The organism is Enterococcus sp. 12F9_DIV0723 (assembly GCF_002174375.1).
In the GTDB taxonomy this organism is placed as follows: domain Bacteria; phylum Bacillota; class Bacilli; order Lactobacillales; family Enterococcaceae; genus Enterococcus_A; species Enterococcus_A gilvus.
On sequence record NZ_NIBK01000001.1, the window covers coordinates 2,688,944 to 2,704,719 of the forward strand.

Annotated in this window: 12 protein-coding genes; 6 read left to right on the top strand and 6 right to left on the bottom strand. The window is 42.5% G+C overall.

Annotation, left to right across the window (positions count from 1 at the left end):
* Positions 1 to 251: 251 nt before the first annotated feature.
* From A5868_RS12650 to A5868_RS12670, 6 genes are all read left to right on the top strand, one after another.
* Complete coding sequence (locus A5868_RS12650) at positions 252 to 611, top strand: DUF1304 domain-containing protein (RefSeq protein WP_086303264.1); 360 nt, start codon at positions 252 to 254, stop codon at positions 609 to 611.
* 52 nt (positions 612 to 663) lie between these two features.
* Positions 664 to 1,173, top strand: a complete 510-nt coding sequence (locus tag A5868_RS12655; RefSeq protein ID WP_086303263.1) for a GNAT family N-acetyltransferase — start codon at positions 664 to 666, stop codon at positions 1,171 to 1,173.
* A gap of 140 nt (positions 1,174 to 1,313) precedes the next feature.
* Positions 1,314 to 1,925 carry a Type 1 glutamine amidotransferase-like domain-containing protein gene (locus tag A5868_RS12660; protein ID WP_254908253.1) on the top strand — a complete coding sequence of 204 codons (612 nt, stop codon included), beginning with the start codon at positions 1,314 to 1,316 and terminating at the stop codon, positions 1,923 to 1,925.
* Between the two features lie 66 nt (positions 1,926 to 1,991).
* Positions 1,992 to 2,480 (top strand): MepB family protein, encoded by a 489-nt coding sequence (locus tag A5868_RS12665; RefSeq protein ID WP_176281275.1) that lies wholly within the window; start codon positions 1,992 to 1,994, stop codon positions 2,478 to 2,480.
* A 97-nt stretch (positions 2,481 to 2,577) separates the two neighbouring features.
* Entirely contained in the window at positions 2,578 to 2,754 is a 177-nt protein-coding gene (locus tag A5868_RS19050; RefSeq protein WP_155857542.1) for a hypothetical protein, read from the top strand.
* A gap of 122 nt (positions 2,755 to 2,876) precedes the next feature.
* A complete protein-coding gene (locus tag A5868_RS12670) occupies positions 2,877 to 3,215 on the top strand; it encodes a RidA family protein (RefSeq protein WP_086303261.1) in 339 nt (112 codons plus the stop codon).
* 73 nt (positions 3,216 to 3,288) lie between these two features.
* Here the strand turns inward: A5868_RS12670 and A5868_RS12675 are convergent, their stop codons facing one another.
* From A5868_RS12675 to A5868_RS12705, 6 genes are all read right to left on the bottom strand, one after another.
* Entirely contained in the window at positions 3,289 to 3,606 is a 318-nt protein-coding gene (locus A5868_RS12675) for a DUF4870 domain-containing protein (protein WP_086303260.1), read from the bottom strand.
* A gap of 225 nt (positions 3,607 to 3,831) precedes the next feature.
* The gene (locus A5868_RS12680; protein ID WP_254908252.1) at positions 3,832 to 6,192 is read right to left on the bottom strand and encodes a SpaH/EbpB family LPXTG-anchored major pilin; all 2,361 of its coding nucleotides are present in this window, start codon (positions 6,190 to 6,192) and stop codon (positions 3,832 to 3,834) included.
* On the bottom strand, positions 6,192 to 10,037 hold the full coding sequence (locus A5868_RS12690; RefSeq protein WP_086303259.1) for a SpaA isopeptide-forming pilin-related protein: 3,846 nt from the start codon (positions 10,035 to 10,037) through the stop codon (positions 6,192 to 6,194). The genes A5868_RS12680 and A5868_RS12690 overlap by 1 nt, the downstream gene beginning before the upstream one ends.
* A 462-nt stretch (positions 10,038 to 10,499) precedes the next feature.
* Positions 10,500 to 12,161, bottom strand: a complete 1,662-nt coding sequence (locus A5868_RS12695; protein ID WP_086303258.1) for a SpaH/EbpB family LPXTG-anchored major pilin — start codon at positions 12,159 to 12,161, stop codon at positions 10,500 to 10,502.
* Positions 12,158 to 12,922, bottom strand: a complete 765-nt coding sequence (locus tag A5868_RS12700; protein WP_086303257.1) for a pilin N-terminal domain-containing protein — start codon at positions 12,920 to 12,922, stop codon at positions 12,158 to 12,160. The genes A5868_RS12695 and A5868_RS12700 overlap by 4 nt, the downstream gene beginning before the upstream one ends.
* Positions 12,923 to 13,333: 411 nt before the next feature.
* On the bottom strand, positions 13,334 to 14,827 hold the full coding sequence (locus A5868_RS12705; RefSeq protein ID WP_086303256.1) for a helix-turn-helix domain-containing protein: 1,494 nt from the start codon (positions 14,825 to 14,827) through the stop codon (positions 13,334 to 13,336).
* Positions 14,828 to 15,776 lie beyond the last annotated feature (949 nt).

A 15,776-nucleotide genomic window follows, 5' to 3' on the forward strand; every position in this document is an offset into this window, starting at 1 on the left:
GCTCTAACGGGAACAAGGCGTGCCTGGTATTTTCGCGCAAGAACTTGTTTCACTTTTCATCCTCATGATGCTTTTTAATGAGGCGTATTTTTGACCCCTACTCTTTTAGACCCTTCAAGCAGCGAGTCCTTCGCTGCTTATTTTTTATGTCATTGGTATAGTCGTGATTCTCTCTCCGAGTTATTCGTTGACCGAATATTATTTCTTTACTATAATTTCAATTACAATGTTTATTTTAAGGAGAATAATTCATGTCATTATTAACAACAATCCTAACGCTGCTGGTTGCACTGGAATTTTTTTATATTATGTATTTAGAAACTTTTGCTACTACCTCAAAAGCTACCAGCAAGGTATTTCGGATGTCGAAGGACGAGCTAAATAGAAAATCTGTCGCTACCCTCTTCAAAAATCAAGGAATCTATAATGGTCTACTTGGAATTGGTCTGATTTACAGTATTTTTTCAGCCAACGCTTCAGTAGAGATCAATCGATTGATCCTTTGCTACATCATTTTAGTTGCCTTGTACGGCAGTCTGACCAGCGATAAAAAAATAATTGTTACTCAAGGTGGACTTGCTATCTTGACGTTGTTTACCACTTTCTTTTAAACAAGCACTTTTATAGCGAGCCCCCAGTAACAGTCAAAGGAGCGAAGAATTCATGCGGAACATTTTGTCATTTACGCTACAGGAACAACCAACAGAACCTTCTCTTTGCGCCTTGCCTGAGGGGTATCACTTTGCACCGTTGGACAGCGAGGAGAAACGTCTCGCAAAATTATTGTATGACTCTTTTAAAGATTCCCTCGATGATCAAGGAGAGTCTCTGGAGGAATGGGAAACCGAAGTCGCTTCTACGATGACGGGTAAATATGGAGAAATCCTCCCTTCTTTATCCTTTAATCTCTTCCACGGCGAAACGCTGATCGGCACATTGATCACCTCGTTGTTTCGTGGAATCCCATTGATTCTTTACGTCGCCATCCACCCAACGCAGCAAGGAAACGGTCTTGCGAAGCAATTGATCCAGCAGGCAAAAGGAGAACTAAAAAAGTCGAAGCAGCATCAGGAGCTCTTCTTGGTTGTCGCAGCCAAGAACATCCCCGCTTACCGTTTATACAAAACGATCGGTTTCGTCGAACGCGGGACGAACTGGGACGACATTCTATAAAAATAGCCGATAAATAAGTGGTCTGTAAAAACTACTTTATCGATCGGCTATTTTTTCACCCACGAACCGAACATACGTTTGATAAAATTAGTTATAACTGCTATTATATAATCAACTATAAATAAGAAAGAGGTTTTTTTATGATGACGATGTTCTTAGCTTCTTCCTTTTCGGATGTAGAAGCGAAATTTGACGCGTATTTGAAGCAATTTTCCTATAACAAAAGCGTAACCTTTATCCCAACCGCCAGTTTCGTCGAGGAAGTAGATTTTTTTGTCGAGGAGGCCTTAGAGGTTTTCAAGCGGCTTCAGTTTACGATCGATGTAGTGGATATTTCTTCCGAATCTCCCGAAGTTATCGCGCACACGTTACAAAAAAATGAGGTGATCTATGTCTCAGGGGGCAACACCTTTTATTTACTGGAGCAGTTGTATCGCTCCGGAACGTTTGAGGTTTTGATCGAACAAATAAAGGCTGGAAAAATGTACATCGGTGAATCCGCCGGTGCCGTGATCACTTCCGCCGCGATCGATTATATTTCCCCTTTAGACGACCGCTCTAAAGCCTCTTCTTTACAGTCAACGCAAGGGCTGAACGTGATTCCTTATTACCCGCTGCCCCATTATAAAGAAGAACCCTTTGCAGAGATCACAACGACGATCGTTGAAAACAATCAGGATAAAAAAGATTTGATCCCACTTAAAAATGATGAAGTACTCCTGGTCAATGGAACGACATTTGAAGTGATCTAAATTTTTGGAGGAGACTTCGTACGAGGAGTGTCTGGTACGCTCGTTTATTCGTCAGGAGGAAAAAGCTTGTACGCTTCACTCACTTATTTAAATAACCAATTGATCAAAGGCAGCCTCCAGCATCTCCAGTTAGAAAAACAAAATGACGCCTACGAAGGTGCCGCCTTTTCGCTAGAGGGAACGTCCTTCCGCAGTCGACGTGGGAAATTAACGCCCAAGAAGAAGGGCTATTTTGTCGCTTTTTGGGAAAAATATCCCGCCGGAACGAACCATCCCTTCTCCTATGAGGACAGTCCCGAAAAAGTGATCGTTACGGTCCTTGATGCTCCCTTCTCTGGGCATTTTATTTTTCCTAAAAAACGATTGTTGGAAAAAGGAATCCTGAAAGGACCCGACACAAAAGGAAAAATGGCGTTGCGTGTTTATCCGACATGGGTACAGGGACTAAATAAAACGGCACGCATGACTCAAAGCTGGCAAATAGAATACTTTACGGATACCTCAGAAAATCGAGGCGTCGAAAAGAATTCTCTGCTTGATGGGATAGATAAGTAATTTTTTGGTCAGATAAACAAAATAGTTGTCAGCAAAATGATTGAATCCTCTTTTCAAATGTCCTATACTTAATGAACTAATTAAGGAGGCGATTCATTTGAGTCTAAAACAAGCAAATTTAGGCATTGCAATCACATCAATCATTTTATTGTTCTTTTTTGGACTTTCAATATATACATCCAATTGGTATTTTCTTGTTGGGGCTACAGGGGCATTTGGTACTCTTTTTTATTACATTGCCGCTCGCTTTGTTGCCACGCGAAAAAAACCATAGTGTGTGTCACTTCGGTCTCTTCCATGAGACTTTTTTTTTATTAAAAATCATTTTTGATCGCGTGCCTTCAATGATTCTACTGTGTGATTTCCGCTTACGATACGAAAAAAAGGAGTGTTTTTATGGCTATTTATTCTGACAGCATTATTACCGATTCACCGTTACTGATTATTTCTGGGCAAACACCTCAAAAGGACACCTTCATTCCAGAAGACATTACCGAACAACTAAAAATCGTTGTCGGAAAAATCGCTTCCTTAATAGACGATAACGGCGCGCGTTCGGAGAACATCGTTAAAATGAACGTCTACCTGACCGATGCAGCCTTTTTGGAGCCCCTTCGAACGGCCTTAGTAAACTTTTACGGAGAAAATAAACCTGCGATGACAGTAGTGATCGTCGCAGGTTTGGTAAATCCCAAGTTCAAGGTAGAGATAGATGCCACCGTTGCACTTAAATAGCTGGAAATTCATTTCCCCCAAACAAAAAGAGCCGACAGAATTTTGTCCGCTCTTTTTTCTATTCTATTCACGACTATCCCATGAAGCATTTGATGCCTTTTACAATATTGTAAACAGCTAGACTGACATCCACTAAACCGACGATGCCCAATAAAACCACACCGACATAGCCGGTTGATTGCGGATCATTCGTTAAAAGTCCGGTGAATCCAAGAATGACTGTAACGATCGCTGTCAATAGAACGGGGATCAAATGTAATTTTAATGCGTTCATGGCGTGTCCCTTTACATCTAGATCCTGACTGGCGATCCATACGATCAATGGAAAAAGGATCGGGGCAAAAACAATCGAGATATACGACAGGCCATTCAATAATTTTTGTTCGTTCATTGTATTTCCTCCTACATACTGTGTTTCGTTTCTACAAGTAGTTTAGCAAAAGAAACTGTTGTAAAAACAACCAACTATGTCGAGTAATGCGTCACAGTTGATTCGTTTAGACAAGAGGAGTGAACGCTAGCCCATGTTTAGAGGAACTAAAGGAGCCTGTGGGTTTAAAAATAGACTTACAAAAAAACGAGCAGAGGGCCCTCGCCTTCTGCTCGTTTTTTTTACTTATGCTTCAAATTGTACACGACGGTAGCGAACGATCGCTGCGCCCATCAAGCCAAGACCGATCACGATGAAGGCAATGATCCCCATGCCACCAGTTGATGGGAGCGAACCGCCTTTTGTCACGTTTTCGATTTCTTGTGCTGCTGCGTTGAATGAGCCTTTCGCAACAGTGAATTCTACGTCGTTTTGTAATTTAGAGTAGCCATTTGGTGCTTTTGTTTCACGTAGGTAGTATGTGCCGTATTCAAGACCTGTTACTTGGAAACGTCCATCTGCGCCGGAAACATATTTTGTTGCAGTTGCGTAATCTTCGTTTGCACCGACTGCTGTCCAAGTCATAGACGTTGCATCGGCTGTCAGGTAGTGATCGACTCCATTGATTTCACGGATCACAACGAACTCAGCACCTGGCAATGCTTCTTTTGAAGAACCGTCTGTGTATTTGAAGAATTTCTTCCCGCCTGTTGTGATTGGAGGAACGACTGGGTCATTTGTCTTCACTTGGTCTGATCCGCCGTCGTGGTTCATCGTAACAGTGAATTCATTGTTGATATCCAAGTCTACAGGTGTTTCTTCGGTGAATGAAACCGTGTAGTAGATCGTCATCATTTTGCCTGCATATTGACTCAAGTAGTTTGCTGTTGTTGCACCTGCTGTACCGGTCAAGTTCATTGACACGTCGAAGCCAGCATAGCCAGAGAAGTCTACCCCATCATTTGTATAAGTCGTTGTCGCATACGGTGCTCCTAAGAATTCTGCGGCATTGATTGGTGCGCCATTCATGGTGATTTGACTGATTTGTTCAAATTTCACACCTGTTTGGTCCACCGCATCGCTGAAGTCTAATTTGCTGTAGCGAGGCGTCCCGTTCGACAAGATGTCGCCGATTTGGCTAGGAATTTGGAACGTAGCACGGTAATAGATTTCTTGACCTACTTCATAGTCGTAAGCGCCATTTGGACGTGGCGGCAATGGATCACCGTTTTCGTCTACTAATTCTTTTTTAGGTTTTTCAGTTTCTACTTTGTTTTTTGGATACAAGTGAATGTTTGTCAATTCAGTATTGCCGTCTTTCATTGGCAACATCAAGATCAGTTTGTACGAACCGATCACAACGCCTGTTTGTGCATGCTCTTCAAAGTAGTAGACTTTGTACGAACCGTCAGCATTTTTCGCTGGCAGGTTGGCAAAATTCGCTTCCCCGTTTGCGTCTGTTGTTTGGTCAGAGCCGACTTTTGTCGCATTGGCTGCGTTCGTCAAGTCAAACTGATCCATGATCAATTTTGCTTTGGCATTGTATTCTGCGTCGGTCTCTGTTCCATCTAATGTCGCGTCTAATTCGCTGTAGAAATCTTCCGTGATGTCCCATGCTGAGAAAGTCACGCCCTGTAAGCCTTCGTAGCGATCAAATTCGCTCATTTCTTTCCCGGTATTTTCAAGACTGCTATTTGGAAACTCGTCCATTTTTTTCTTGTGTAACGTCACATTGACTGAATCTGCGGCATGCGCGCTGTCTCCTACGCCTAGCACCCCTGCTAGTAACGGAACCATGCAGACCAATGCGGTCAAGATCGCAACCCATTTTTTCTTATTTTTCATTGTTTTTTCCCCCTTGTTTTTGTTTAATCCAAACAACCCGACAGCCATTAGCAACAACCCTAGAAAGCAATAATTTCGAATCAACTCATTTGTAGAAGGAAGTTCCTTTCCTGGATAACGTTTCGGTCCCTCCCCTCCATCACTTGGTGGATCAACTGGTATTTTCCTTGGTCCTGAGCTATCTGTTACCGGCGGTTCTGTCGGTGTCGTTGGTGTCGTCGTTGTTGGTTCTGTTGTCGTTGGTTCTGTCGTTGGTGTCGTCGGTATCTCGTCGTACTTGCAGTTAAAGAGCAAGTGTCCGTATTCCACTGTCGAATCAGCCATTCGCTGCGGCAGATAAACGATGATCGGCAGCATGTGATACTTCCCTGTTTCACCAGAGGAAAGGATCAAATACGCCGCGTCTTTGTCGTTTTGGAAACGCGGAAGCTGGAGCGTGGTGCTCCCGGCATCATCGAGTCCGAGTGATGCGCCATTGATTTTGCGCAGCACCTCGTCCTTCACAAATGCCTGCAATTTTTCTTTCGACGAATACGTATCTAAGATGTATCTTTTATCTTCTTTTTCACTACTTGCTCGTTTGCTGCGCCATTCGGTCAGGTCATAAACATCCAACGTGATGCCCTCGATCCCTTCATAGGCGAAGCCTTTTTCGTCTCGCGTATTGATCTGTACTTCCACTTGACCTTCCTCTGCAAAAGCAGTAACCCCCATGTTACAAATCCCCAGAATCAGTCCCAAGAGCAGAATCATTTTTTTCATTACGATCCCCTCCTCTTAGTGTGAAGCCAGTAGAGGCTGCCTAGCAGTCCTCCCGCTGTTGAAATAACCCCGATTGCTACTTTGAAGAACATCGCCGTGCCCGATCCGCCAGTACTTGGCATCGGTCCTGCGCCGCGCTTCTTGTTTGTGACAGTCAGTTGAATAAGGTTGGTATTGCCGATGCCGCCTGTGCCGCTGACATTCGGATTTGATTGGACAGTGACATTTCCAGTCTGTGAGATACTGATCCTCACGGTGCCGCTCATTCCTTGGTACCCCGTCGGAACGACCGTTTCCGAGAGACTGTATTCCCCTGGCCGCAATCCGGTAAAGTCAAAATACGGCCCGTTCACTTTGGTTTGATCATAGCTGTTACCGATCAATCTGAAGCTTGCTCCGCGAAGGACGTTCCCTGCTTGATCGACTTTCTTGATCTTCAAGGTAAAGTCAGCCAGCTTGTTTGTGACTTTATAAGGCGACGCTTTGCCATTTAACGTGATCGTTACCGCCGTGCCCGCTGTGTTTTCCACCGCGCGAAGGTCGATATCTGCCATTTTTTCATACCCTGCCGGCACATACGATTCTTCGACGATGAAGTCCCCCACCGGAATGTTGCTGATGGTTACCTCACCACTCGCGTTTGGTTCGAGATCAGTCGCCAATACTTTGCCGTCTGATTTGCGTTTCACAGAGAATTTCGGCTTGTCGCCGCTAAACGGTGTCTTGCCGTCTTCTTTGTACTTGTTGATCACAGCCGTGCCCGTCAGCAATTTGTTCGTTAATTTGATACCGCCTGCCGGCAATGTCGCCGCGGTAAAGCTATCGGTGTAGTTGTAGGTCGGCTTGGCATACCCTGGTGCCCGCGTTTCTTCAACAACTCGATAGACCGTCGCTCCCCCTTCTAGATTCTTGAAGGTTTCCTTCCAGGCATTTGGCGTCGTTAAGATCTTTTGCTCCACCTGTTCCCACGAACTGCCATTTTTCCGTTGCAGATTCACTCGGATGTACATTTGGCGCAGACCCCAATAATTGTCGGTTCCTTGTACTTTGTCTGACCAGATTTTTTCCACTGGAATCTCTAGATCTTTTGCTAATTTGTTGACGACCTTGTAAGGAGACGATTTTCCATTCAATGTGATCGTCAAGTCCTTGCCCGCACTGGTTTCCACCGCTTTGAGTTCGATGTTCTCCATCTTGGCATAGCCCTTTGGTACATAGGACTCTTCGACGATGAAATCCCCCATCGGAATCCCTTCGATCGTTACTTGACCATCCGCATCTGGCTCAAGATCGGTCGCCAGCACCTTGCCGTCTGACTTGCGCCGCACCGAGAATTTCGGCTTGTCGCTGCTAAACGGTGTTTTGCCATCTTCTTTGTACTTGCAAATAACTGCCTTTCCCGTCAGCAATTTATTGGTGATGAGAACTCCTTTGCTCGGCAATGTTTTCTCGGTAAATTCATCGACGTTGGCTGCTGGTTTGGCATACCCGGATGTTCGTGACAGCTCTAGAATTCTGTAGACGCGTGTACCGCCGTCTGCTTCAAACATTGCCTTCCAGTTCGTTGCCCCAGTCAATGTCTTCGTCTCAACATCTACCCATGTATTCCCACTTTTTCGTTGCAATACCACTTTCACAGAACCGGCTCTATAACCCCAATAGTTTTCCGATCCCTTTTGTTTATCTGACCAGATCTTTTCGACCGGGATACAGATTTTTTTACTTTTTTTCCGAACAGAAGGCACCCCAAATTCAAGGACATCGTTTGTCCGCTCTGGTGTCGGTTCGAGTGTTGTTTTTCCATTTGTTTGGTACCAGATGTTGTCTTCATAATCCTTGTGATCCGTTTTCAGCCGGACCTTGTACTCCAGTTGGACCTCTTGCTGCCCGTAAAGATTGATATTGTTGACCTTGATCGTTCGGTTCTCAACCTTTGGATTCGTCGGCAATTTGTTTGTTTCGATCGCAGGCACACCCGATTTTTTGATTTCTTTGATCGTCGGTGTCCCCACTAATTCAAACATCTCACCGATCGGGTCTTCGATCTTTCCTTTATCGACTGTTTGAATGACTGACGTGAACCAATCATCGAAGGAAATATCAAAGTCTCCTGCCGTATTCGCATGATAGAATTGATAATCGTTTTGGGAATTTCCTGTCGCATTCGCCTTTTTCGACGCAATGCGGTACAGCCCCGTGATCAATTCATCCGTCGTATGACGTTCTTCGGGAATGACGTTCGCTTTGATATTGATCGCGATCGTATTGATTTCCATCCCTTGCTCTTTGATATCCGCCGCTGTTGAATTGACAGGTGTCAAATGACTATAGAGACAATGCCCATCCCTCATTTGATACCCATAAGAGATCTTCGTCGGTGAGTAACTGTCCCATGGTCCTTTTGAGTCCAGGTCACTTCCAGTAGCGATACTGCCGTAACTCGTGATTCTCAGGCCGTCATAATAGATCGAAGGATCCGACACTGCATTGAGGGGGACCGCACTGTAGTTAGGCGTCCCATCGGTCAATAGAAAAATCACTTTCCGGCGATTGGTACCGCTGGCGTTGTTCAACATTGTCTGGGCATTCATCAGTGCCTTTTGAGTATAAGTATTCCCATAAGGTTCAGAATTACTGTAAGTTCTTACCAAGTTGTTCCAATTGTTCTCGTTACTCGACATCGGCACCGTCTCGTTTGAAAAGCCATAGCTTTCAGAAGAGGAATAAACGATCCCGCCGATCCGTAGACTGTCTGTTTCAGGATTTGCGGATCTGAATTTATCCACCAGTTTTTGTAACGAATTGACTGCCAGTCGCTTTCTCGTCATGCCGCCGATATTTCCTTTTGGTTCCTTCATTGATGAGGAATTATCCAGCACAAAACAAACATCTACCCCTGGCTTCGGAATGGTGCTCCCGCGAACATTCAGACGGACGTTGAATTCGTCTTCTTTAGATGTTTCACTCGCATATTTGCGCATCGAAATATTAGGCTTGGTTCTTTCCACACCGTATGTGATATACGATTTCGTGCGGTCATCCGACGAAACATCCCAGCTCGTCAGACCATCCCAGCCGTTGTCCTTTTCATACCCGCCTTGATGATTGCGGACATTGGATTGCCCAGTCGGCGTCCAGTAACAATTTGGATAGAGGCCATCGTCGTCGATATAGACCGGTTTCTTGTTGGTATATTTCGGCGGGTCCATTCGAAGCAGCCCGTTGGCAGGGACCGCCGTTGCCGGCACTGGCACCGTGTCTTCCGGTTTTGGACCAATAACTTCTTCCGCGCTTGCTTTGACTTCTTTTTGGCTCTCCGAAGTCTTTGCTGTTTTTTTCGATGTACGTTTCTCGGTGTTTGCCTTCAACACAAAAGGCTCGTCGCTATCCAAGATATTTTCTTGTATTTTCGCCGTCTGCTCTTTTGTTGATTGGGAAAGGGTCTGCTCATCCATTTGCACATCTAAATAGAGTTTTTGAACCGTTTTGGGCAATTCAAAAACGAGCTGTCCTTCCATGGATGACGAAAATTCTTTTTCTATCAGCCATCCATCTTTTTCATTCATGCCTTTTATTGTCGGATAGGTTATCACATTTCCTTTCTCATTGGATACTTTCATTTTGAGACGTTGGTCGCTCGTTTTGTCTTGGCTTCGCCTGTCGAAGGTGATGCGCCAACGATTGGTGTCATCCTGTGGCTCGCATTCATAGGCGACCGACAGGAATTTCTCATCGATCAGCGACGTCTTCGTTGTTTCAGCACGTGCGGTCACCAGTGACGGGATCGTCTCAGCAATAAAAGAAAACAGCAGAACAATTAACATGAGTAAGTGTTTCTTTCTCATTACATGATTTCCTCCTTTCAAAAATTTTTCACCCACTCTCCCTTCCACGTACCAACATAATAACTGATATCATTTTTATTCGCTTATTGTGTTTTTTTACATTTTTTAGTTATTAAAAATAGATATTTTATTGTTGTTTTCCGTCTTTTTGTATTTTTTAATGTTATCCCAACCAATTACTTAATTTGAAATAAAGAATAATAAAGTTTGAATGTCGAAAATTTTTTTCACGTTTTGAATTATTCCAAAAAAGCACAAAAAAACCTAGAAATTTTTATTTCCAGGTCCTTTCCCTATAGAAAGCGGGAAAAAACGTTCCTTTTTCCCGCCGTCTTCACTGATTTTCAACTTATTTGTTCAAAGATAAGTCACGGTTGACAGCCTGTCCTTTCCCCTGCTTTTTAGACGCAAAAAAAAGATGAGGCAGGAGCACCTCATCTTAAAATCAGTTGTATTATTCTGTTAGGCTGCGTGTTGTGTTTTGCGGTAACGAACGATCGCTACACCCATCAAGCTCAACCCGATCACTAGGAATGCTGCGATCCCAGCACCACCAGTTGATGGTAAGAAGCCGCCTTGAGAAACGTTGGAAATTAGTTCGCCAAATGCTGTTTCGTCTTGGTCATACGAGCCTTTTGTAATTTCAAAATCAATTGGATCAGTCCGTTTTTGGAATCCTTTTGGTGCTTCGATTTCGATTAATTGATATTCATCAAATTCAAGACCAGTTACTTTGAATCTACCATCATCTCCAGAAACAAATTCATGGGCACCTGGGTATTTACCACCTGAAGTCGTTCCCCAATCCCGTTGATTATTTGAGCCTTTAGTCAAATATTTACCATCTGATTTTCTGATCACGATAAATTTCGCTCCGCCTAATCCTTGGTCGTCTTTTCCGTCTTCATGTTTAAAGAATTTCATCCCACCAGTGATTACGTTTGGCTTGTCTTCGTTATCAAGAAATTGATTTTCTTCTTTAGTATTATTTATCATGTTCACCTTAAAATCATTGTTAATATCGACATCAATCGGTGTATCTTCAGTAAATAATACGCTGTAGTAAAACTCAAGTGTATATCCTGCATAGTTTTTTAAGTAATTTACCGTTCCCTCAGACAGTTTGAAATCATTTGTTGGACTTAATTTATCATTCAGCTTCATTTTTAATTCAAAACCAGCTTTTTTAGTCTTATCATATGAGTCTTTATTTACAAATGTACCATTACCTTCAGCAAAGCTCAAAAACTTAGCCAATTCAACTGATTGCTCAACGCCATCCTTGTTAATTGCTTTGATTTTTTCAATTCCTTTAAATTTAATCCCAGTCGCACTCACTTCATCCTTGAAGATCATTCTACTGTAACGAGTTCTTTCTTTTCCGTTAACCATAATCTTCTCACCAATTTGGAAAGGAACTTTGAACGTTGCTTTGTATTTGATTTCTTTTCCTACTTCATAATCGTAAGGTTTTTCTTCACCCTCTGGTACTGATGTACCATCGTCTTTCAATAATTCTTTTGTTACTTTATTTTCAACTTCGTTTTTAGGATATAGATGTACATCATGCAATTCTCCTTCATCAGGATGTACGAATGGCAGCATCAAAATGACTGGTTGTGCAAACTCTTTTGCATCAGCAGGAGCCGTACTCAAGTCTTCAGCAAAATAGTAGACCCGATAAATCCCTTTACTATCACGATCTGGCAAAGTGAAATTTGCTTCTCCATCAGCCCCAGTTGTTTGCACGTCTTTTTCTGCTCTATTCGGCGCTTGTGCAAGTGTGAATTTTTGCATCACTTCTTTAACAATCACTTTGTATTGTTCAGGTGTTTCATTGCCTTTCAACTTACCATTTAATACTACATAAAAGTCATCGGTAATATCATACGCCGTAAATTTCACCCCTTGAATATCTTCATATTGGTCAAAAATCGACATTAATTTACCATCATTTTCAATACCTTCTAATGGCATACTATCCATTTTCTTTTTGTGCAACGTGACATTTATATCTTCGACTGCTGCAGATGCCTGATCGCCAAATCCCAGTGCGCCGACAAACAGCGGCACTAAACAAAGGATAGCGGTCACTAAACTGATTACTTTACCTCTTGCTTTCATCTCTTTTCCCCCTTGGTTTTCTTTTGCATTTTTCTAATTCCTATTAGGCCGACAAGAACGAACAACATTCCCAAAATAGTATAATTTTGAACGGTATCATTGGTGGCCGGGAACTTTTTCGCCATTCGTTCGGTGAAGCTTTGATCAGATGGTTTTGGTGTTTCAGCCATTAATGGCTCACTGGAACTCTCACTTGGTTCCGGTTCCGAGGTCGGCTCCGGTTCTGAAGAAGAGAGGATCGGCGGCTTGCTGATGTCTTGGTATTTTCCATAGATCAACAGCCGTTTTGCCTCCTCGTCTGTCTCAGGATGTTTCTGAGGCAGGTATAAAAAGATCGGCGTCATGTGGTATTTTCCTGTTTCACCACTCGCCAAGATCAAATAGGCGGCATCCTTTCTAGCTTGGTATCGCGGAACATCAAATGAGACATTCCCGCTGCCGTCAACGCCCAATTCTGAGGCATTCCATTTTTTTATTTCTTCATCTTGGATAAATTTTTGCATCTTCTCTTTCGTCGCGTACGTATTCCGCAAATATTCTATGTCCTCTTTTTCGTCCCCCTCGCGCTTATTCCGCCATTGAGTCACATCATACACATCAAACGTCAACCCTTGTGTTCCTTCAACCTGCTTTCCATCTTCTCCCCAAGTATGAATCCATAACTCCACTTGCTCATCTGGTTCATCTGCCGCAAAACCCGTCATACCAAAACAACAAATTCCTAGAAGCAGACATACTATGAAGGAAATTCTTTTTCCCATTTCCAGCCCCCCTTCTATAGCGGAATAAGTGACTGCTGATTTTTACGTATCAAAAACTTGTTATCAGGCGATTGGCGCTTTTGATAGCTGATTCACCAGCATTGATATGTTTGTATTTTTCAATACACTCACATTTCAAGTATTCCTCCTTCCACTCAAGATACTGACCTTTTTTTTGATCCATCATCATAGTAACTGATATTATTTTTCTTCGCTTTTTACTTTTTTTCTCTTTTTTAGTTATTATATATCCGTTAACAATCTATTATTTATACATTTTCGATTGTCAAATCAGTTATTATACTCATTTATTTAATTTTTTATTTCAAATAGTAAAACTCATTTCTTTAAATTAATTACAGTCATTTGGTTTTCTCTTTCTCGCAAAAAGCTTCCCCTGACAGGTGCACCTTATCCCGACAAATCGCTGATCAACTGTTGGAGCTGGACGATGTTTTGACTCGTCAAAAAAGGGTCGATGATCACCGTCGGATAGTCATAGGGGACTTCCTCCACACTGCTGGAGGTGATCAACGCATCGTATTTGAGCAGTTCATGCCGATCGATCCGAGCATCCCGCGCTCGTTCTTCAACAAAGTGGATCTTAAAATTGCCGTAGATCCTTTCTTCGATCTGTTCTGCCAAAAACGATTCCTCCGTCGGCGACAGCTCAGACAGCAACAAGATCTTCAACACATGATCATTCGTAGCCAGCAAATTCAAGCTTTGCGGTACCATCGTGATCAAGAGGTAGGCATAGTTCCAGACAAAATCATTCTCCTGATAGATCCGGTATTTCTTCACGAAGGCTTCTGCAATCCGCAACACTTTTTTTACTGCCTGGTAATGCGTCTCCATCATTTTTTCTAAAAAAATCCCCCGCTGCCGGTACAGAATATCGATATATTTCCCTTTAGTTGAATACATACGCTGGTCATTCACTAAGACGATCGCCAATTCACTCCGCTCCAGCTCATCCAGCGAACGGCCGATCAAGTTGTTGAATTCCTCCACCAGCTCAAAATGTTTTTGATACAGGTCGCGATACGTTCGGCTTTGCTTCATCGCGGATTTCCATTGATCCTCGCTGAAGATCAGCATGTCCGCATACGACAGCCACAGACAATCCTTGATGTCCTCATCCGTCAGTCGAATCCTGAATACCTCTACCGCCATTCGCTCAAACGACTCTAAAGTCTCCACATCCGGCAGACTCAAGGGACTGATCAAGTCGCATTTTGGATAATGGCGCCCATTTTTGATCCGCCACAAGCTGATATAAATGTTATAGCTTAGACGTTTCCGAAAAATATGGCGATTTTCCAAATGATTGACTTGTATAAATTGATCTACCAGATCCGTGATCGCTTTGATTTGATGCCCCTTCAAGTCAACAAATAACGACTCTAAGCGGTCCGATTTTTCCAGAAAATAGCGGTAATAAAAGTGTCGGATACAGCTCTCTTTTCCTTCGATCCGCAAGGGCCGATAATCCAGCTTGATCCCCGCTTTTTTCAACGCGGTCTCAATTTTTTTCAAATAGCGCTGCGTATTGGACGCGCTCAAATACAATTTATCCGCCAAGTCGCTGATACTTGAACATTTTTCATACAACAATTCTTCAATGATCTGAAACTCAGGTGACTGCTGCAGCACATCTGCATATAATCGATTGATGCTTACATGTGGTTTTACTTGAATTTGGTACAATCCCTTAAACTTTTCAATATGAAAATCGTCCTGATCGTCGTTGATCAACTTGACGTCCTTCAATAGAATAGGCAGCGAACACTCCAATTCTTCAAGCAGCTGATCGCTTGGCAAGCCCACCTGACTTGCATACAGTAATTCAACAAAGCGCAGACGTCGTAAGCTGCTTGTTCCTAAAACCTCTCTAAAATCCATCTCTTCATCCCCTTTTTTACCCCTCTTAAACTAACGCTGGTCCTAAAATCATCAGATCAGGCCTTTGTACCAACACATCCCTCACGCACCGGACGAATTTTTATTACCTGTGGCACGCTTATTCTTCTCATTGCTTGAGATACCCATACCTCAAAGTGGCTCTACTAAAAAATCACACGCGTAATTTTTGGATCGTATGAACTTTTTGGTTCGTTCCATTCCCATTCCTCGACGCATTTAAAACGCTTTCCTAAAACACCCCGATGTATTTATACTTTTTAAAAAAGTTTGGCTGTTAGAGGACAATGTTTTATTATTTCCAATTTTCCATCAAGAATAACCCAAAAATTTAACTGTTCTTCCTTATATCTACATGATAGCGAATCTTATTTTCTGACGTTTTTTTATTATTTTCCTGTTTATAGTTATTATAAAACGCAAATAACCCGTAATTTAATAATTCATAAACAAGTCATCGTTATTTATTTCGTTTTCTTTATAAGTGATAAACTTTATAAATACTCAAATTAAAGAAACTAAATAAAAAATTTGAATCATTTTCTTTTGGATTGTTAAAAAAAAGTCTAACAATACAAGCGCCGTCAGATTCTTAATCTCGTTTATTTAACCCAGGGTACTTCCTACTCCTATTAGGTTAAATTGATACGATACTTAACTTCACGCCCCCGAAAATAGGCAAATACGCTATCAGTATGGGACCCTTCGAACCTAAAATAGTCCGAGTTGAAGCAAAACCACAGTTCGTGCTCTTTGTTCAGTACTTTTTAAGAATCACGCCTAATCTTTTGAATACCTTATACTCCCTTTCAAGTAGCAAGAGCCACCTCAACATTCAGCTTTCCACGACGGATTTGTAAAAAATTGCATCTGATAATAGAAAACACGCTTAAACAATTTTTCTTCCTTTATAAACACAAAAAAGCCGAAT